Annotated in this window: 21 protein-coding genes, 2 tRNA genes and 1 riboswitch; of the genes, 22 read left to right on the plus strand and 1 reads right to left on the minus strand. The window is 46.3% G+C overall.

The genetic code is table 11. From position 1 onward, the window contains the following. Positions 1–29 precede the first annotated feature (29 nt). The 20 genes from G6R27_RS03785 to G6R27_RS03880 all read left to right on the plus strand — a co-directional run bounded on the left by G6R27_RS03785 (position 30) and on the right by G6R27_RS03880 (position 16,542). Positions 30–101, plus strand: a tRNA-Gln gene (locus G6R27_RS03785). Further along, the gene (locus G6R27_RS03790) at positions 73–381 is read left to right on the plus strand and encodes a hypothetical protein (protein ID WP_213819753.1); all 309 of its coding nucleotides are present in this window, start codon (positions 73–75) and stop codon (positions 379–381) included. Before G6R27_RS03785 ends, G6R27_RS03790 begins: the two co-directional genes overlap by 29 nt. A 21-nt stretch (positions 382–402) precedes the next feature. Continuing rightward, positions 403–1,623, plus strand: coding sequence for a phosphoglycerate kinase (locus tag G6R27_RS03795; RefSeq protein ID WP_213819754.1), 1,221 nt, complete (start codon positions 403–405; stop codon positions 1,621–1,623). Between the two features lie 138 nt (positions 1,624–1,761). Then, positions 1,762–4,137: an RNA polymerase recycling motor HelD gene (gene helD / locus G6R27_RS03800; RefSeq protein WP_213819755.1), complete on the plus strand. Its 2,376-nt coding sequence runs from the start codon at positions 1,762–1,764 to the stop codon at positions 4,135–4,137. After that, positions 4,130–4,834 carry a type I pantothenate kinase gene (locus G6R27_RS03805; RefSeq protein WP_213819756.1) on the plus strand — a complete coding sequence of 235 codons (705 nt, stop codon included), beginning with the start codon at positions 4,130–4,132 and terminating at the stop codon, positions 4,832–4,834. Before helD ends, G6R27_RS03805 begins: the two co-directional genes overlap by 8 nt. An 85-nt stretch (positions 4,835–4,919) precedes the next feature. Further along, complete coding sequence (locus tag G6R27_RS03810; RefSeq protein ID WP_213819757.1) at positions 4,920–6,437, plus strand: MDR family MFS transporter; 1,518 nt, start codon at positions 4,920–4,922, stop codon at positions 6,435–6,437. 1 nt (position 6,438) lies between these two features. Continuing rightward, positions 6,439–7,107, plus strand: a complete 669-nt coding sequence (locus G6R27_RS03815; protein ID WP_213819758.1) for a DUF4811 domain-containing protein — start codon at positions 6,439–6,441, stop codon at positions 7,105–7,107. A gap of 198 nt (positions 7,108–7,305) precedes the next feature. Next, the gene (locus G6R27_RS03820; RefSeq protein ID WP_010691409.1) at positions 7,306–7,506 is read left to right on the plus strand and encodes a cold-shock protein; all 201 of its coding nucleotides are present in this window, start codon (positions 7,306–7,308) and stop codon (positions 7,504–7,506) included. 127 nt (positions 7,507–7,633) lie between these two features. Continuing rightward, positions 7,634–8,344 (plus strand): 2,3-diphosphoglycerate-dependent phosphoglycerate mutase, encoded by a 711-nt coding sequence (gene gpmA, locus G6R27_RS03825; protein ID WP_213819759.1) that lies wholly within the window; start codon positions 7,634–7,636, stop codon positions 8,342–8,344. Positions 8,345–8,436: 92 nt separating this feature from the next. Continuing rightward, entirely contained in the window at positions 8,437–8,631 is a 195-nt protein-coding gene (locus tag G6R27_RS03830; protein ID WP_213819760.1) for a hypothetical protein, read from the plus strand. 134 nt (positions 8,632–8,765) lie between these two features. Next, on the plus strand, positions 8,766–9,482 hold the full coding sequence (gene atpB, locus G6R27_RS03835; RefSeq protein ID WP_213819761.1) for a F0F1 ATP synthase subunit A: 717 nt from the start codon (positions 8,766–8,768) through the stop codon (positions 9,480–9,482). Positions 9,483–9,567: 85 nt separating this feature from the next. Then, positions 9,568–9,795 carry an ATP synthase F0 subunit C gene (gene atpE, locus G6R27_RS03840; RefSeq protein WP_213808963.1) on the plus strand — a complete coding sequence of 76 codons (228 nt, stop codon included), beginning with the start codon at positions 9,568–9,570 and terminating at the stop codon, positions 9,793–9,795. Positions 9,796–9,819: 24 nt separating this feature from the next. Next, the gene (gene atpF / locus G6R27_RS03845; protein WP_213819762.1) at positions 9,820–10,326 is read left to right on the plus strand and encodes a F0F1 ATP synthase subunit B; all 507 of its coding nucleotides are present in this window, start codon (positions 9,820–9,822) and stop codon (positions 10,324–10,326) included. A gap of 9 nt (positions 10,327–10,335) precedes the next feature. After that, positions 10,336–10,878 (plus strand): ATP synthase F1 subunit delta, encoded by a 543-nt coding sequence (gene atpH, locus G6R27_RS03850; protein ID WP_213819763.1) that lies wholly within the window; start codon positions 10,336–10,338, stop codon positions 10,876–10,878. Positions 10,879–10,890: 12 nt separating this feature from the next. Further along, complete coding sequence (atpA, locus tag G6R27_RS03855) at positions 10,891–12,408, plus strand: F0F1 ATP synthase subunit alpha (protein WP_213819764.1); 1,518 nt, start codon at positions 10,891–10,893, stop codon at positions 12,406–12,408. An 11-nt stretch (positions 12,409–12,419) separates the two neighbouring features. Further along, a complete protein-coding gene (locus G6R27_RS03860) occupies positions 12,420–13,337 on the plus strand; it encodes a F0F1 ATP synthase subunit gamma (protein ID WP_213819765.1) in 918 nt (305 codons plus the stop codon). Between the two features lie 47 nt (positions 13,338–13,384). Further along, positions 13,385–14,785: a F0F1 ATP synthase subunit beta gene (gene atpD, locus G6R27_RS03865; protein ID WP_213819766.1), complete on the plus strand. Its 1,401-nt coding sequence runs from the start codon at positions 13,385–13,387 to the stop codon at positions 14,783–14,785. Between the two features lie 11 nt (positions 14,786–14,796). Then, positions 14,797–15,240, plus strand: a complete 444-nt coding sequence (locus tag G6R27_RS03870) for a F0F1 ATP synthase subunit epsilon (RefSeq protein WP_213819767.1) — start codon at positions 14,797–14,799, stop codon at positions 15,238–15,240. A gap of 174 nt (positions 15,241–15,414) precedes the next feature. Further along, complete coding sequence (locus tag G6R27_RS03875) at positions 15,415–16,374, plus strand: LysM peptidoglycan-binding domain-containing protein (protein ID WP_213819768.1); 960 nt, start codon at positions 15,415–15,417, stop codon at positions 16,372–16,374. A gap of 96 nt (positions 16,375–16,470) precedes the next feature. Further along, positions 16,471–16,542, plus strand: a tRNA-Glu gene (locus tag G6R27_RS03880). An 89-nt stretch (positions 16,543–16,631) separates the two neighbouring features. Here the strand turns inward: G6R27_RS03880 and G6R27_RS03885 are convergent. Continuing rightward, positions 16,632–17,618: a ketopantoate reductase family protein gene (locus tag G6R27_RS03885; RefSeq protein WP_213819769.1), complete on the minus strand. Its 987-nt coding sequence runs from the start codon at positions 17,616–17,618 to the stop codon at positions 16,632–16,634. Between the two features lie 130 nt (positions 17,619–17,748). Here G6R27_RS03885 and trpS point away from each other — a divergent pair, with 130 nt between their 5' ends. After that, positions 17,749–18,765 carry a tryptophan--tRNA ligase gene (gene trpS, locus G6R27_RS03890; protein WP_213819770.1) on the plus strand — a complete coding sequence of 339 codons (1,017 nt, stop codon included), beginning with the start codon at positions 17,749–17,751 and terminating at the stop codon, positions 18,763–18,765. Positions 18,766–18,801: 36 nt separating this feature from the next. Continuing rightward, a complete protein-coding gene (locus G6R27_RS03895) occupies positions 18,802–19,455 on the plus strand; it encodes a hypothetical protein (protein WP_213819771.1) in 654 nt (217 codons plus the stop codon). Positions 19,456–19,473: 18 nt separating this feature from the next. Next, a riboswitch (Lysine riboswitch) is annotated at positions 19,474–19,647 on the plus strand. Positions 19,648–19,693: the final 46 nt, after the last annotated feature.

Below are 19,693 nucleotides of genomic sequence, written 5' to 3' on the forward strand. Positions count from 1 at the left end.
TTGCCTCGCTTCAGGCAAATTTGAAGCATTGCCCCTTGGCCAAGTGGTAAGGCAGAGGTTTTTGGTACCTCCATGCGCTGGTTCGATCCCAGCAGGGGCAATGAAGTAAAAAAAGCAGACCGAAAGGTCTGCTTTTTTTGTTGCCTTGAAAAGTCGGGGGAAGGCTTTAATGGGAACTTTTATACCTTCGCCAGCCTATTCATTATCATTTCATTCTTTATCATCGGCAGTGCTACTCTTGCCCTGCTTCGCTTTGGCAAGGCCTTTGATATGGAACTGGCCTTTCCTTGGCAGTTGCCTGCACAAGTAACAAACGGTACAAAATTAGCAGACCGTGCAGACATTTGCCAGCATTTGCTTTATAATTGTCTTGTTAAATAAAGAATTTATTTGGAGGCACACATGGCAAAATTGACTGTTCAAGATTTGAAGAATTTGGCCGGTAAGAAAGTATTGATGCGCGTGGACTTTAACGTCCCTATCAAGAATGGCGTGATCGGTAACGATAACCGTATCGTGGCAGCATTGCCAACGATTAAGCACGTGATGAAGGAAAACGGCCGCGCCGTTTTGTTCTCACACTTGGGTCGTATCAAGTCAGAAGATGACAAGAAGGAATTGTCATTGGCACCCGTTGCCAAGCGTTTGGGCGAATTGCTCGGACAAGAAGTGATCTTCGTTCCTGAAACGCGCGGTGCTAAGTTGGAAGAAGCCATCAACAACTTGGAAGATGGCCAAGTCTTGATGGTCGAAAACACGCGTTTTGAAGACGTCAAGGATGGCGAAGTAGTCAAGTTGGAATCCAAGAACGACCCTGAATTGGGTAAGTACTGGGCTTCCCTCGGCGATGACCTCTTCATCAACGATGCATTCGGAACGGCTCACCGTTCACACGCTTCTAACGTGGGAATCGCATCTAACGTTGACCAAGCCGCTGCTGGTTACTTGATGGAAAAGGAAATCAAGTTCTTGGGTGATGCGGTTGAAGAACCAAAGCGGCCATTTGTTGCCATCATTGGTGGTGCCAAGGTTTCTGACAAGATAGACGTTGTGAAGTCATTGTTGAACAAAGCTGACAAGGTTATCGTTGGTGGTGGAATGGCTTACACATTCGACGCAGCCAAGGGGAACAAGATTGGAAACTCCTTGTTTGAAGAAGACAAGATCCAAACTGCTAAGGATTTGATGGCTGAAGCTGGCGACAAGTTGGTTTTGCCTGTTGATTCAGTCGCAGCCGACGCCTTTTCAAACGATGCCAAGACGGAAGTTGTTGATGCCGAAGCTGGTATTCCTGACGGTTACATGGGCTTGGACATCGGTCCTAAGTCAGTGAAGTTGTTCGACGATGTTTTGGCATCAGCTAAGACAGTTGTTTGGAACGGCCCAATGGGTGTCTTTGAAATGGAGAACTTCGCTAAGGGAACTTTGGCCATCGGAAACGAATTGGTTAAGGTTACTGAAAACGGTGGAACGACCATTGTCGGTGGTGGTGACTCAACGGCCGCTGTTCAAGCCTTGGGTGTGGCGGACAAGTTGTCCCACATCTCAACGGGTGGTGGTGCTTCCCTTGAATACCTCGAAGGTAAGGAATTGCCAGGTATCGCATCGCTTTCAAACAAGTAATGAATGTTTAAAAACCGGTTTCGGCCGGTTTTTTTTATTTATCTCCGAATAAATTTGTGAAATTTCCAATTAATGTTGTATCTTTCTAAATTGGATAGGCGTATAATGGATACAACGTAATTTTAGAAGGGGTGTACTGTGTCAAACGAGCAAAAAGTCCGCGAACAAGAATACCTAGATCAAACGCTAAAGCAAATCGACCTGGCGCAATTGGAAGCGCAAGAGGAAATCAAGAAGTCCAAAGGCTCTCTTTCGGATGTCGCTGCTGGCTGGGATGACGTCCGGGTCAAGACGTCGACTTACTCCGGGATTGTCGAAACGGCGATGTCGATTCGTCAGCAACAACAGGCGATTCAAGAGCGCCAATCCGCTAAATCTCGTGCGGAAGACCGTTATCAAACACTTGCCAAGCAAAAGGAAAAGCCTTACTTTGCCCGGATCGACTTTTTGGACAACGCCGAAGAGAATCGGGAAAAAGAGACGGTTTACATCGGTCTGGCTTCTTTTGCTGATGACGACGGCCGTTTTTGGGTCTATGATTGGCGAACGCCAGTTGCTTCTATCTATTATGATGGTGGTCTTGGCAAGGTCGACTACATGACGCCAGCTGGGAAGCAGCAGGCTGAAGTCACCTTGAAACGCCAATTTGAAATTGAAGATGGGGTAATCGTCACGCTCTTTGATACAGAAGAGGCGATCGGGGATCAGATGTTACTAAACGCCTTGTCTGGTGAATCAACAACCAAGATGAAGTCGATTGTTACGACTATTCAAAAAGAACAAAACAAGATCATCCGTAACACGGATGCAGATTTGCTCTTTGTTCAGGGTGCTGCAGGGTCTGGAAAGACTGCGGCGATTATGCAACGCGTCGCCTATTTGCTGTACCGCTACCGCGGAAAGTTGAACTCGGGCCAAGTGGTGATGTTTTCACCAAACCAACTTTTTAACGACTATGTTGATCAAGTGCTGCCGGAATTAGGGGAGCAAAACTTGGTGCAGTTGACTTTCTATCAGTATGCTTCCCACCGGTTGCCGCACTTTGAAGTGCAGACCTTAGAAGACCGTTTTGAGACGAACAATCAAAACGAAAAAATCGAGCGAATGCTTGGTTCGCTCGATATGTTCCGGGCGGTCCAGGCCTATGCCAAGGATTTGAACCAAGCGGGATTGAAAGTGCGCAATCTGAATTTCCGCGGTGAAGCGCTCCTGTCGAAGGAAAAAATTCAGTCGATTTATTACCAATATAATGACAATTACAAGTTGTCTCAGCGGTTGGAAGCCACTCAGGAGAGTTTGATTCGCTCGCTACGTTCTCAAGTTGGCGTTCAAATGAAAAAAGAGTGGGTCGAACTGGCGATTGAAAACTTGTCCAAGCAAGAATACGACGAGCTGGTTGGCGCTGGCCAAGTCCGGATTGGCGATGATGAAATCAACGATGCTGGTGATCTGACACGTCGCCATCAATTAGGAGATGGGCCAAAAGAACGGACCTTTGCTTCCGACCAACAGGAACGGCAGTTCTTGGCTAAAAAAATCGTGACACAGGCACTACGTCCACTGGCTAAACGTGTTCGGCGGGCTGGTTTCATTAATATCAACGCCCAGTTCGTTGATTTGCTACGCGCCTTACCAAAGTATTTGTCGCTATCAGACTTTGCCATCAGCGAGAGCGAATGGACGGCCTATGTCGAGGACTTCATCCAATCCTTAAAGGAAAAGAAGTTATCTCTGCCCACAACGACGATTTACCTTTACCTTTATGATTTGATCACGGGAAAGCATGGGCAACGAGAAATCCGCTACCTCTTCATCGACGAAATTCAGGATTACACGCCATTCCAGCTGGCCTTCTTGAAGTTCTCCTTCCCAAATGCCAAATTCACGGTCTTAGGCGATTTGAATCAAGCCATCTTCACCCAAGATTGGGCATCTTCTTTAGAAGACGACTTCGCCTCCCTTTTTCCGAGTGACAAAGTCGACTTCGTCGAACTGACGCAGACTTATCGCTCGACCAAGCAGATCACCGATTTCTCAAAGGGTTTGTTGAAGGATGGCAAGACCATCGAAGCCTTCAACCGAAATGGGGATGTACCAGTCATGAAATTGGCGGACAATGATGAAGCCGCTTTGAAGGCCCTTAAGGCTCAGTTAATCCAAAACGACGATGATAATGAACAGACGGCGGTGATTACCCGGACACTTGCCGAAGCCAAGGCTTTGGCTAAGGAGTTGGAAGACGAAAAGATCACCTTGATTCGCTCTGAAAATCAGCGCCTGGCGCCCGGGGCTGTCATTTTGCCTTCCTATTTAGCAAAGGGATTGGAATTTGACGCCGTGATCGTCTGGCAGGCGGACGCCAAGCATTATCCATCGGATGAGCTGCGTCGGTTGCTTTACACGGTCACGTCCCGTGCCATGCACCGCCTAACGTTGCTTGGTGTTGGTGCCCAATCACCACTTATCGAACAACTTCCAGATTCGCTCTATCGATTGGAGACAGTTCATGATTGAAAACGTAATGAAGCAGATCGAAAAAGCCCAAACAGGGGCTTTTTTTACCGTCGGACTAACCGGGTCGGTGGCGGTGGGAAAGTCCACTCTAGCCGAGCGGTTATCCACAGGTCTTGAAGCAGCAGGTTATCGTGTAGCCATTATGTCCACGGATGACTTTTTGAAAAGCAATGCGGAGCTGCACGAAGAAGGTTTTTTTGATGAGAAGGGCTTTCCCCAATCGTATGACTTGAAGGGCTTGCGCGATTTTGTGCAGAATTTTCGTGACGGTCAAGCAGTGCAGACCACACAAAAATATTCGCAAACTTTGGCCGACATTGTGCCGGGCCGGTTCGTGCGGATTGATCGACCGGACATCTTGATCTTAGAAGGTGTCGTCTCATTGCAGCTACCAAGCGAACTACTTGATTTCACTGTGTTTATCGAGGCAGCTATGTCAGATATTAAAGACTGGTATTTGTCCCGCAACTTACTTGCCACCGTTAAATCAATCGGTGATGATAAGTCCTGGCGTTCACAATACAGCCACATGGCACTATCGGATTTTTATGATTTGGCCATGACGGTTTGGGAAAAGACGAATCAGAAAAACTATGATGAGTACATCGTCAAAAGTAAGCGGAAAGCGGACTGGGTACTGCATCTTGATTCCTATCATCAGCTGACTGGAATTGAAAAAGGACCACGAACCCTTTAGCGAAAGGGTCTTTGTGCACTTTTTCGCCAAGTTGACTTTCTGTCTTTTTGGAAGTAACATACCTATCTGGATTATTTCTTATGTAATGGAGGAAGAAATGGCAAATTCAAATGAAAAACCCTCCGCGCAAGCGGTGAATAAAATTGCCATGATGGCCTTGCTGATGATCGGATCATTTGTGATCATCTTGATGCAGACCTCATTGGGAACTGCGCTGCCAGCATTGATGACAGCTTTTAACGTTGACTCAGCAACGGTGCAGTGGTTGACGACGATCTTTTTGATGGTCAATGGTATCATGGTGCCGGTCTCAGCCTACATGACCACGCGTATTCCAACGAAGTATCTTTACTTGGGTGCTTTGGCCATCTATATTGCTGGAACGTTTATGGCCTGGACCGCTCCAACTTCAGCCTTTTGGGTATTGATGTTGGCCCGTGCGCTCCAAGCCATGGCGGCCGGAATTGTGATGCCTTTGATGCAGGTGGTGGCCTTAACGCTATTTTCACCTGAATCACGGGGAAAGGCCATGGGATCAATTGGATTGGTTATCGGAATGGCACCTGCCATCGGTCCAACGTTGTCTGGTTGGATCTTGGACGGAAAGCACAACTTCTTAGGGATGACCTGGGGTGGTGATTGGCGTTCGATCTTTGGTCTTGTGATGCCACTTGCCATCCTTGTCTTCTTACTTTCCATCTTCTTCTTTAAGAATGTGTTGGAAACCAAGAAGGTATCCTTGGATATCCGTTCGTTGATCGAATCAACAGTTGGCTTTGGCCTGCTGCTCTTCGGTTTTGCAATGGTCTCTGACCATGGTTGGGGATCGTTCTCATACGTGATTGCACCAATCATTGTCGGGGCCATGGTGATTGCCGAGTTTACTCGTCACCAGCTCCACATGGAAAAGCCATTCCTGGACATGACTGTGTTGATGAATAAGCAATTCGCCATTACCACTGCCTTAGTATCATTGACTTTCATCGCCATGTTGGGTGTTGAAATGGTCTTGCCAACCTATATGCAAACAGTTCGCGGATTGTCTGCTTTGGATTCTGGTTTGACTTTGCTGCCCGGTGCCTTGATGATGGGAGCCATTTCACCAATCGCCGGTTCTTTCTATGATAAATATGGGGCCAAGCGCTTGGCGATCTTTGGTTTTGCTTTGGTTACCTTGGCTACTTTGCCTTACTACTTCTTGACTGAAACGACGCCAACGATTTACATTACGAGCTTGTACATGGTTCGAATGGCTGGTATTGCCTTTACCATGATGCCGTTGACTTCATCGGCCATGGGGGTTTTGACAAGGGCACAAAATGCGCAAGGAACGGCGGTTAACAACACGGCACGCCAAATTGCGGCATCGCTTGGAACGGCCATTTTGGCTTCTGTCATGCAATCCGTTGCAAACGATAACATGCCAAGCGCCGGGTTAAAGACGGCTGATCCGCTGGCATACGGGTCAAAAGCATTAGACGCAATGCTAGATGGATTCCACACGTCGTTTTTCGTCGCTGCGATGTTTGCTTTGGCAGCCTTCGCATTGACTTTCTTCTTGCACAATGGCAAGGTAAACGCAGCGGAAAAGGGGGGCAAGTAACATGATTATCTTTCTTTTGATTCTATTCGTTATTTTAGCTTTCCTATCCATCATGTTGATTAAGGAAATGAAGGTGCGTGTGCTTGCCACTGTTCTTTCCTTTGCGATGGTGGCTTTGTCACTTGTTTTACTCACTGGAAACGCCCACGAACATTGGGGAATGAAGGTTAAGACGACAACGGAAAAGTCACAAATTTATTCGGCCCAAGACCAAAACACCTACGGCGTTTTGGCTTACCAACAATTGGGAACGAGCGGTAAGGAAAAAGTCTTTGTCTACAAGAACAAACAAGATGCCAAAGACACAACGGTAAAAAAGCCTGACCTGCAAACGACTACGAAGATTCAAGACATTGCAGGAAACCAAGCGTTCGAGCAAACGACAACCAAAGAATACGTTTACGAAAATGGCTTCTATCAATTCCTTTTTGGCATTGCTGGTAACAATCACGATGTGAAGTCAAAGACGGTCATTTATCAAGTGCCGGAAACGTGGATTGCGATGTCAACAGCTGACGGCGCCAAGTTGAAGGCGGCCCTAGCACAAAAGATGGGGGATGCCGAATTTATTTCTTGGATCCAGCAAAATAAGCAAATGGCAGCTGAAGATCCGGATGCTGCTGCCCGTGATGCGGTGGCCACTTACAAGAACATCTTGGCCAACAGTTAAAAGAAAAACGAGCCTATTTTTGTAACTTTTGTAACTTAATTCCTTGATTTGATTGTAAAGTCTTTTCCGGTGTGTTACAGTTAACTAGTAATTTAAGTTTGAAATTTTGATTTTGATTTGTTTTTTTCGAAAGGCGTCATACCAAAACTATCTTAATTACAGCACAACGAGATGGGATGACCCAGAGGAGAAACAATCATGGAAAAAGGCACTGTAAAGTGGTTTAACAGCGAAAAGGGCTACGGCTTCATTACGCGCGAAAACGGTGAAGATGTGTTCGCACACTTCTCAGCTATCCAAGGCGATGGCTTCAAGACGTTGGAAGACGGCCAAAACGTAACGTTTGATGTTGAAAACTCAGACCGCGGTTTGCAAGCTGTTAACATCGTAAAGGACTAATTCATTGAATTAGTTGAAAGATCCGAGTTTTTACTCGGGTCTTTTTCTTTTACTTTAAACCTGCAAAGGTTACCCAGATTGTTGTATAATAAGCAGGAATCATTCAAGCAAACAAAGGAGCTAGAATATGGCAAAATTAGTTTTGATCCGTCACGGACAAAGTGAATGGAACGCATTGAACTTGTTTAACGGTTGGGTAGATACGAAGTTGTCTGACAAGGGTATTGAACAAGCCAAGCACGCAGGTGAATTGTTGAAGCAAGAAGGGATTGCTTTTGACAAGGCCTACACGTCAGTTTTGACTCGTGCTATCACGACTTTGCACTATGCTTTGGAAGAAGCTGGCCAACTGTATGTACCAGAAGAAAAGTCATGGCGCTTAAACGAACGCCACTACGGTGCTTTGCAGGGACAAAACAAGGCAGAAGCTGCTAAGAAGTGGGGCGACGAACAAGTCCACATCTGGCGTCGTTCATACGACGTTTTGCCACCAATGCTTGAAAACTATGAAAAGGAAGTCGAAGTACAGGGCAACACTTACCCTGCTTTTGATGCGCGCTATGCTGACGTTCCTTATGGTGAATTGCCACTTGGCGAAAACTTGAAGGTAACCTTGGAACGTGTTTTGCCATTCTTTGAAGCCAAAATTAAAAAGGATTTGGAAGCTGGCAAGAACGTTGTCATCGGGGCCCACGGAAACTCATTGCGTGCCTTGGTTAAGCACTTGGAAAACATTTCTGATGATGAAATTTTGAACGTCGAAATCGCAAACGGTCAACCAATCGTTTATGATTTGAACACTGATCTTTCGATCAATGACAAGAAGACGTTGAAGTAAGGGATAAAGTCAATTGACTACTTTTGTAGTTGGTTGGCTTTTTTTCTTTAGCCATGGGGTAGAGGCGTGTTTTTCTAAATGAAAGACGATACATGAATTTTCAATCATTTTTTGGTGTTCATTTCACAAAATTTGTAAAAACAGGGGTTGAAACGGGCCTGATTTTACAAAATTGGGAGCCTTTATTTTCTCATTTAATTGCCAATAAACCTTATGCAAAGCCTTTTTTAAGCATTTCTTCAACAGAAACGACATTCTGTCTCATAATTGAGGAACACTTTGAATAATCTGTTGATTTGTTGTGAATTAAGCACAAAATCACTTGTATTTAGAAAATAGGGGGCGTATTATTGGACTTATATTTTGAGGGTAAGGATGATGTCTTGCATCAAAATAAAAACCTGCAGAAAGGAGAAAACCGATGGATGAACCGACAGCAACCTTTTCTCTTCTAGGGCTGACTTTCACCTGGACAACAGTGCTTTCAACATTACTGGCGATGAGCGTTGTTGTCTTGGTGGCCGTCTTTTTAACCAGAAAAGTCGCCATTCGACCGTCACGTGGTCAAAACGTGATCGAGTATGTTTTGGACTTTGTCAAGGGAATTCTTGGTGACCAGTTACCAAATAACTTGGCGCGCCAGTTTGGTTTGTACAGTTTCACCTTATTTTTGTTCCTGTTGATCTCAAACGAAATGGGACTCTTATTGCAGGTGAAAACAGCCTCTGGTGTCACCTGGATCAAATCGCCAACGGCCGATCCACTGATTGCCTTTAGTTTGGCCATCATGTCCCTCACCTTGGCTCACGCAACCGGTATTAAAACACTTGGATTGGGTGGCTACTTGAAGAACATGTTCTTGAAGCCATACGCCGCTTTGTTCCCGTTGAATGTTGTCGAGCAGATTACGAACTTCTTGACACTGGCACTTCGACTCTTTGGAAACATTTTTGCTGGTGAGTTAATGTTGAACTTACTGGCCAGCATGGCTTCATCATTACACGGGTTTGGCTGGATTCCGGCCTTACCACTGGAAATGGCCTGGCAAGGCTTTTCACTCTTGATCGGTGGCATCCAGGCCTACGTCTTTGTCATGCTGACAGCTGTCTTTACGGCGCAGCTTTCAGGAGAAGAGTAGGGGTGTGCTGCTGATGCAGACGCGGGGGACCGTTATCATCCACTAGTACAGAAAAAAGCTCTTTCGTATCAAAAGGAGAAAGCAAATGGATTTACAGAACTTAGGTGTTATCGCAGCTGGAATCGCCTTCGCCGGAGCCGCCATTGGTGGTGGAATCGGTGTTGGTGTCATGTTTTCACAGTTTTTGGCCGGAATGTCTCGCCAACCTGAATTAGCTGGTAAGCTTTTGTCACGTGCCTTCCTTGGATTGGCCTTGGCCGAAGCTTTGCCAATTATCGTTGTTGGTATGGCCTTTACTTTGATCAACAAGTAAACAGATCCTTAGAGGAGATAGAAGATGGCGCAAACATTCATTATGACAAAGGCAATGCCACTTGGTGATATGGTCTTTATTATCGTCGCCTTCCTCCTACTGATGGTCATTTTAAAGAAGGTGGCCTACGGACCTTTGACAAAGGTCTTAGACCAGCGAGCAGACAAGATCAACAAGGATTTGGACGATGCCTCTAAGAAGAGTGCGGATGCCAACACTTTGGTTGAACAGCGTCAAAAGGAATTGTCTGAATCAAAGACTCAGGCGAGTCAAATGATTGCTACGGCGAAGAAATCCGCAAAGGAACAATCAGACGCTTTGATTCAAGCAGCCAATACGCAGGTGGCTGGCATGCGCCAGTCGGCTGAAGACGACGCTGTCCAGATGAAAGAAGAAGCGATGACGACAGCCAAAAAGGACGTGGCGGACTTATCCGTTAACATCGCATCCAAGTTGATTCAAAAAGAATTATCTGCAGATGACCAGCGGGCCTTAATCGATGCCTATTTGGCAGAGTTAGGTCAGCAGTAAGGAGGACAGATGGCTACTAAAAAGGAAAAAGTGGTCGAGCAATATGCAAAGGCACTCCTTTCATACGGCGAAGATCAAGATTCTTTTTTCAGCCTACTGGCTGATTTGAAAGTCGTACAACAAGTGGTGAAAGCAGAGCCAGCATTAACTGCTTTGCTTTCCGCCCAGACGATTTCAGAAGAGGACCAAGTCTCCTTATTGGACGCACTCACGAAAGGCGCCGATCAAGGCGTAAAAAACCTCGTGAAGATTCTATTGAGCCACCACCACTTCGATTTGTTCGACGCAGTGGCCAACCGATTCTTTGCTCTCTATCAGCAAAGTCAGGGCATTGAAACCGTGACGATCACTTCTGCAGTAGCAGTTGATGATGAGCAAAAGGGTCGATTAGAAAAAGCTTTTCAAAAGCAAAGTGGTGCAAAGAAGGTCGAAGCAACTTATCAGGTGGATCCTGACTTAGTTGCTGGTGTGTCCATGCAGTCCAAGTCAATCTTGATTGACGGATCGCTGAAGACAAAGATTGCCAAATTGAAGGCAGAGTTACTAGGTTAGTGAGGAAAAGACATGGCGATTCAAGCTGAAGAAATTTCTGCTTTAATTAAGCAGCAGCTCGAAAAGTTCGACACAAAACTGACTGTAGAAGAGATTGGAACTGTTACCTATATCGGAGATGGTGTAGCCAGAGCGACTGGCTTGGCCAACGCGCTCTCCGGTGAATTGGTTACCTTTAACAACGGTGCCTATGGAATGGTCCAAAACCTGGAAGAATCCGAAGTCGGAATCATTATCTTAGGTTCCTCTGAAGGAATTCGTGAAGGGGATACAGTTAAGCGGACAGGACACGTAATGGAGGTTCCTGTTGGTGACGAACTGATCGGGCGTGTCGTCAACGCTTTGGGACAACCCATTGACGGATTAGGCGACTTAAAAACAACAAAGACGAGACCAGTTGAAGCCAAGGCACCAGGTGTTATGGCACGTAAGTCGGTTTCTGAACCAGTTCAGACTGGAATTAAGGCGATTGATGCCCTTGTCCCAATCGGTCGTGGTCAGCGTGAGTTGATCATTGGTGACCGTAAGACGGGTAAGACATCGATTGCCATCGATACGATTTTGAACCAAAAAGATCAAGACATGATCGTCATTTATGTGGCGGTTGGTCAAAAAGACTCGACGGTTCGTGAACAAGTCGAAACCTTGAAGAAGATGGGCGCAATGGATTACACCATTGTCGTGAATGCTGGCCCTGCAGAAGCAGCCGCTTTGCTTTACTTAGCACCTTATGCTGGTGCGGCCATGGGTGAAGAATTCATGTACAACGGCAAGCACGTCTTGATTGTCTTTGATGACTTGTCAAAGCAAGCAACGGCTTACCGTGAGATATCCTTGATTCTTCGTCGTCCGCCTGGTCGTGAAGCCTACCCTGGTGACGTCTTCTACTTGCACTCTCGTTTGCTAGAACGAGCAGCCAAGTTGTCAGACGACCTCGGTGGGGGTTCGATGACGGCTTTGCCAATCATCGAAACGCAGGCTGGTGACGTGTCGGCTTATATTCCAACGAACGTGATCTCCATTACTGATGGACAGATCTTCTTGGATGCAGACCAATTCTATGCTGGTGTTCGTCCAGCCATTGATGCCGGAACATCTGTTTCCCGTGTGGGTGGAGACGCTCAAATCAAGGCGATGAAGAAGGTTTCTGGAACGTTGCGTCTGGATCTTGCGTCATACCGTGAATTGGAGTCCTTTGCGCAGTTCGGATCTGATTTGGATGCCTCGACACAAGCCAAGTTGAGTCGTGGTAAGCGCACAGTCGAAGTCTTGAAGCAGCCATTGCACAAGCCAATGGCCGTGCAGCATCAGGTCTTTGTGCTCTTTGCTTTGACGCACGGCTACTTGGATGATGTGGCTGTCGAGGATATTCAGCACTTCCAAGATGAATTCATTGCTTATCTGAATGCCAGCCAAACGGCTTTGTTGGACGAAATTGTGAAGACAAAGCAGCTGCCTGACGAAGACAAGATGGATGCCGCAGTGAAGACCTTTAAGGATAGCTACGCAGGTTCTTCATCTGATCAATAAAAGGAGGCAAAATGGCTTCTTTACAAGATATTAAACGGCGTATTGGCTCGACGAAAAAGACCCGGCAGATTACCTCAGCCATGCAAATGGTATCGACGGCTAAACTGAGTCAGATTCAGCGGTCCACAACGGGCTATCACGAGTATGCTTACCGTTTGAAAGCGGTGGTGTCACACTTGATCGAGGCCCATGTCTTAGACAATGTGGATGCTTCTCATCTGCCAATGGTTGCCAAGCGTCCGGTTAAAAAAACTGGGCTGTTGATTGTAACCTCAGACCGCGGTCTGGTCGGCTCATACAACGCCAACATCATCAAGAAGACAAACGCCTTGATGAAAGAACAAAACTTAACGCCAGAAAATACCGTAATCTTGGCGATCGGTGGTAACGGGGCCGACTTCTATAAGAAGCGTGGCTTTACCGTTGCTTTGGAACACCGCGGCATTTCAGATGTCCCAACCTTTAACGAGGTTCGAAAAGTCTTAAAGACCGTGATTTCCTTGTACGAGGCCGAAGCTTTCGATTCCCTTCACCTGGTTTACAATCACTTTATCAACCGTTTGCAAGCGGACCAGCGAAACGTTCAATTGCTACCGTTGACAAGAGAAGTGGTCGAAGAAGCCAAGATGGAAGAGGGCGAAGACGGGCGCGATCAATCATTTAAAACCAGTTCGGCCTATGATTCCGAACCGGATACAACGACTGTCTTGAACGTGGTTTTGCCACAATACATCCAGTCATTGGTTTTTGAGGCATTGCTTGATGCTAAGACTGCAGAACACGCAGCTTCGTCAACAGCTATGTCTTCTGCGACCGATTCGGCCGATGATTTGATCTCAACGCTTGGTTTGCAGTACAACCGAGCACGTCAGTCACAGATTACGACCGAAATCACCGAAATTACTGGTGGAATGGTTGCTCTGGAATAAGAAAATGACGACGGTGTAGATACCGTCTAAACAGAAAGGAAACAAGCATGACTACTGGAAAAGTCGTACAAGTGATCGGTCCAGTCGTTGATGTGGCCTTTGACGAAGGTGTCGAAATTCCTGAAATCAACAACGCTTTGTTGGTTGATTTGGGCGATGAAAAGACGCTGACGGTTGAAGTTTCATTAGCTTTGGGAAACGGTGTTGTCCGTACCATTGCCATGGACGGAACCGATGGGTTGCAACGCGGCATGGAAGTGACAGACACTGGTAAGCCAATCGAAGTTCCTGTTGGGGAAGCCACGCTTGGTCGTGTCTTCAACGTTTTGGGGCAACCTGTTGATAACGCGGGTGCAGTCGATAGCTCTGTCCCTCGTCACCCCATTCACCGAGCTGCTCCTGAATATGACGAATTGACGACTTCTCGTGAAGTGTTGGAAACGGGAATCAAGGTCATCGATTTGCTCGCGCCATATATTCGTGGTGGAAAGATTGGACTCTTCGGTGGTGCCGGTGTTGGTAAGACCGTTTTGATCCAAGAGTTGATTCACAATATCGCTCAGGGACACAATGGAATTTCTGTCTTCACAGGTGTCGGAGAACGTACCCGTGAAGGTAACGACATGTACCACGAAATGAAGGAATCTGGCGTTTTGAAACAAACGGCCATGGTTTATGGACAAATGAACGAACCACCAGGGGCACGTATGCGTGTTGCCTTGACAGGTTTGACAATGGCCGAATCATTCCGTGATAACGAAGGAAAAGATGTTTTGCTCTTTATCGATAACATCTACCGTTTCACGCAAGCTGGATCTGAAGTGTCTGCCTTGCTTGGACGTATTCCTTCAGCCGTTGGTTACCAACCAACTTTGGCTTCTGAAATGGGAAAGCTCCAAGAACGAATCACGTCAACGAAGAAGGGTGCCGTTACGTCAATTCAGGCTGTTTATGTGCCTGCCGATGATTACACCGACCCAGCTCCAGCGACGACCTTCGCCCACTTGGATGCCACGACTAACTTGGAACGTTCATTGACGCAGCAGGGAATTTATCCAGCCGTTGATCCATTGGCATCAACGTCATCTGCCTTGGATCCTGAAGTGGTTGGACAAGATCACTACGAAGTGGCAACTGAAGTTCAACGAACGCTACAGCGTTACCGCGAATTGCAAGACATCATCGCCATTTTGGGAATGGATGAATTGTCCGATGACGAAAAGGTGACCGTTAACCGGGCTCGTCGGATTCAATTCTTCTTGTCACAACCATTCTCCGTTGCCGAAACCTTCACTGGTGTGAAGGGTGAGTATGTCCCAGTTTCAGAAACAGTCCGTTCCTTCAAGGAAATTTTGGACGGTAAGTATGATGACTTGCCAGAAGATGCCTTCCGAAATGTTGGTGTCATCGAACAGGTAGTGGACAAGGCGAAGTCAATGGCCCAATAAGGGGGTAATCCATGGCTGAACAAGCACAAGAAATGAAGGGTATTACCGTTAAAATTGTAACGCCAGAGGGTCAGATTTATGACCAAGCTGGTGCAGAAATTGCGGTAATTAACACCCAGGGTGGCCAATTCGGAATTATGGCGGGACACGAGCCGATCTTGGCTGCGCTTGCCATTGATGAATTGGTTGTCAAAAAAGATGGTCAAAAGCGTTCGCTTGCGGTCAATGGCGGGGTTGCCGAGTTTTCCAATAACTTGCTAACCGTGATTGCCGATTCTGCGGAAGTGGCTGACAATATCGATATCGATCGTGCGCAAAATGCCAAAAAGCGGGCGCAAGACCGTTTGGCACATGCACAAGAAGTGGCGAACCAACGTGAAATTGAAATGGCGCACATCGCCTTGATGCGGGCCGTTAACCGAATTCATGTTGGCTCTGTTAAAGGACATCGATAAATCAAAAGGATCGAGTGAACGCTCGGTCCTTTTTTTATTGGATTGGATTGTCTTTTATATTTTCTTATCGATTATTTAATCAGGATTTAAACTTTAAAGGCGTATCATATGAGATAAGAGTAATTTCGAAGAATTGGTATTTTTCGAAATGAGTCATAGCAAAGGAGAATATCAATGACGATAAAAAATAAATTGTTGTTCGCTGCTGGATTAGCAGGTTCGGTGGCTTTGGGCCACCAAGCTGCTTCTGCTGACCAAGTTCAACAACACACGATTAAGTCTGGAGAGACGTTGTCAGCGATTGCCAAGTTGTATAACACAACTGTTGCGCAATTAGCAGAGGATAATCATATCCAAAACGTGAACCAAATTTATGCGGGTGAGAACCTGGTAATTGGCCAAGCCGCTTCAGAAAACGATGCTTCAGAAAAAGCGTCAGCAAAAGCTTCAACAACGGAGGATCAGTCGACTGGTTCGTACACTGTTAAGTCTGGTGATAACTTGTGGACTTTGGCCCAGCGCTTCAATACAAGCGTTTCAAACTTGGCTTCTTGGAATAACATTCAAAACCCCAACCAGCTTTCAGTTGGTCAGGTATTAAAGACGGCAGCAGCTTCATCAGCTGTTGAAAACCAAGAGAACAGTCAAAACACTGATTCACAAAGCATGGCCGACTCACAGGCCCAAGCCGATTCTGCCGCTGCCCAAAGTCAAGCAGAAGCACAAGCCGCAGCGCAAGCCCAAGCAGATGCCGAGGCCAAAGCAAAGGCTGACCAAGCCGCTGCTCAATCTCAGGCGCAAGCTGAAGCCGAAGCTCAGGCTAAAGCTCAGTCAGAAGCAGCTGCTGCAAAGGCCGCAGCTGATGCGGAAGCTGCTCAGTCAAATAGTAATGATAATGCGGAACAAGATGCCTTGAACACCATTATCATGAAAGAATCTGGTGGTAACGTAAATGCCCGAAACGGTGTTTACTTTGGAATTGGCCAGTTATCACCAAGTTTGCGTGCGAAGTATGGTGTGTTTGACAGCACCGACTATCAAGCACAGTTGCGTGCCATGAAGCAGTATATTGCGGATCGCTACGGTTCAGCACAAGCTGCTTTGCAACACCACCGTGACTTCAATTGGTATTAAAATAAAAATTTTTTATTTTTTCTATTGACGGACTAAGCGTCAGCTTGCTATACTAACATAGTTGTTTGATAGCGATATGAAACAACAACTGACCATGGCCCGTTGGTCAAGTGGCTAAGACGCTGCCCTTTCACGGCGGAATCGAGAGTTCGATTCTCTCACGGGCTACTAAAGAGGTTTCACATCATTTATTGGTGTGAAGCCTTTTTTGTTTGCATTCGACAGGATACCGATAAATAAAAAAGCCCAGGGGGGCTTTAGTTTGAACCGGATAATTGGTTAATTGGCGGGTTAAACTGACGCATTGCTTCTGCCAAGTGAACCAAATTGGTAATGAAACGCTGGGTGGGCGCAGAACGGCCATTTGCCTCAGCTAGGTCAGCAATCCAACCGTTAATGTAATCGACTTCTGTTGGGCGGTTTTTAACAAAGTCTTGGTACATGGAAGGGAAGTGGAGGGGCACGACTTCACGAGCGACGTAATCGACTTGGACAAGCATCTCTTCTCTTGTTTCAAGTAGGGTGATGCCGGCTGCTTGGGCCGCATCGTAAGCTTCATCTACCAGCGGTTTTGCAATCGTCGGTACGAATTGATCGTAAGATAATAAGTCACCCATTCGAGCTTGAAACATGGTAGCAATCGAGTTTTCAACAGCGTTGAAGAAAACCTTAGTTAGCAGGGTGCCCATAAAGTTATCGGAATAGCTTGGGTTTAAGTGAGCCGCCTGAAAGTCCTCTAGAATCGCTTTGGTTTCTGCTGTTTTTTGACCAGAAAGATTTGAGTAGGCTGAACGACCGCTGTTTTCTTTGCCAATAAAGTCGACATCACCAAAATCATTTAAAATGGTGGCGATCATGGCCGTTCCACCAATGATTTTGTCGTCGTCGAAGTAACTTTGCAACTTTTCAATGTGGCCCATTCCGTTCATCGCACCAACCGCCACTTGATGCGCCATAAAGTGGGGCGCCAAACGCGTTAAGGTTTCGCCCAATTGCATCTGCTTCATGAAAAAGATCCAAACGTCGGGCTCGCCAGTGTATTCTTCCGGCGAGTAAATGTTGACAAAAACCGGGTGTTTATCTTGATGATCACGAGATTGAAAGACTAGCTCTCCCTGGCCCTTAATTTTTTCAAGAGAGGCTTTTGTTGGCTCGATAAAATCAACTGATTGACCAGCTACTTCTTGAAGTAACAACCCATAACGCAACCCCATGGCACCTGCACCGACAACGGCATATTTCATATAAAAGCCTCCTTTTATTAAAAGTTTATTATATTATTCTAATAATATACCAATAACAAAGCCGGCCTGCAAGGAAAGAGACAATTCGTTATAATAAAGGAGTTAGAAAATAAAGGGAATTCACTCACTTATGGAAAAAGAAATCTATCTGACCGGTGATCGTCCAACCGGTAAATTACATATTGGGCACTACATTGGTTCATTGAAGAACCGTGTTGCCATGCAAAACGAAGGGGTCTACGATCCTTATATCATGATTGCTGATACGCAGGCTTTTACCGACAATGCGCGTGATCCAGAAAAAATCCAACGCTCTTTGGCAGAGGTCGCTTTGGATTATTTGGCTGTCGGAATTGACCCAAGCAAGTCAACGATTTTCGTCCAGTCGCAAATTCCGGCTTTAGCCGAGTTGACCATGTATTATATGAACTTGGTTTCGTTGGGCCGTTTGGAACGCAACCCAACGGTTAAAACGGAGATTAAACAAAAGGGCTTTGGTGAAAGTATTCCGGCTGGCTTCTTGACCTATCCAGTCTCACAAGCTGCTGACATTACGCTTTTCAAGGCAACGAAAGTGCCGGTTGGGGATGATCAAAAACCCATGATCGAGCAAACCAGAGAATTGGTTCGCTCTTTCAACAATGCTTATGACACTGACATTTTGGTGGAGCCAGAAGGCGTCTTCCCACCAAAGGGACAGGGCCGCTTGCCTGGTATTGACGGAAATGCCAAGATGTCAAAGTCATTGAACAACGGGATTTACCTGTCGGATGACGCCCAAACGCTGGCTAAAAAGGTGAAGGCCATGTATACGGACCCCACCCACGTTCGTGTAGACGATCCTGGACACGTGGAAGGCAACGTTGTCTTCACTTATTTGGATATTTTTGATCCAGATAAGCAGCGTGTCCAAGAATTGAAAGAACATTATCAACGCGGTGGCTTAGGCGATATGAAATTAAAAAAGCACCTACTTGATGTGATGGAAGCCGAATTGGCACCGATTCGTGAGCGTCGTGCTGAACTGGCAAAGGATATGCCGGCTATTTTGAAGATGCTTCAAGAAGGCTCCGAAAAGGCTAATGCTAAGGCCGAAGAGACCATGGCGCAAGTCCGCGCTGCAATGGGCATTAATTACTTTGATTAATGTTGTTGGCTACACTATAGGAAAGGTCGCAATTTCTTGATTTATCCATTGAAAAAAAGACGCTTTTTACCTGTCTTTGCTTTGTTTGCTTTTGTTGTACTCTCCGTCATGCTGCGTTTTAGCAGTTCGATTCTGACCCTTTTGGATGCAGTGGTTTCGATTGGAATCCAAGCAGTGGCCACGTCAAAAATCGGCGGCCTGCTCATTCCAGCTTACTTCTTTAAAAACTTCTGGGTAGTTTGGATTGCCATTATGATCTGGGCCGTCTTTCTTCGCCTACTCGGTTTTAAAGTTGGTTTTTGGTGGTCGTTAGCCTCCGCTTCAATTTTAATTGTTATTACCTGGGGATGGTCGCTTTTGACTTTCTTTTACTGGGATGGTGGTCCGATCATGGTGCAAAACATGCCTGCTGTGGCTAATGTTTTGTGGGCCTTTCTTTTTTACCAAATTCAGCAAATTTTGGTAGTTCGTTTGCCGCTTTTGGCTTGGGTAAAACAAGCCATTGGCGCTTTGATGGTCATTGCTTGGCTCTTCATGGCCGCGGCATCGATTGTTGAATATGACTTGTCGGCAACGACATTGGTTGGTTCCGCACTTTTTGGTTATGCCTTCTTCCGTGTTTTGGCCATGCTCTACATCCGTCAAGGAAAGCGTTGGCAGCAATTCTTTGGTGTTGACGGTAAAATCTAGTTGTGCTATTCTAAGTGCAACAAACAAAGAGGTTGCAACCAAGATGAGTTGCACCGGTGAGTCCGCCCAGGACTAAGACCCGGTGTGAAAGGCGCGGTTGCCGAAAGGATTAGACGGGGCAGTCTAAGACCTTGGGACAGCAGGAAAGACCTGTTGGACTGTCGTTTTTTGAAACGGTGCGCTTTGCTATCATTTATTCAATTATGATGACAGACCGACTCTTTGTTTTTAGACAAGA

The organism is Fructobacillus papyriferae (genome assembly GCF_018437225.1).
Lineage (GTDB): Bacteria > Bacillota > Bacilli > Lactobacillales > Lactobacillaceae > Fructobacillus > Fructobacillus papyriferae.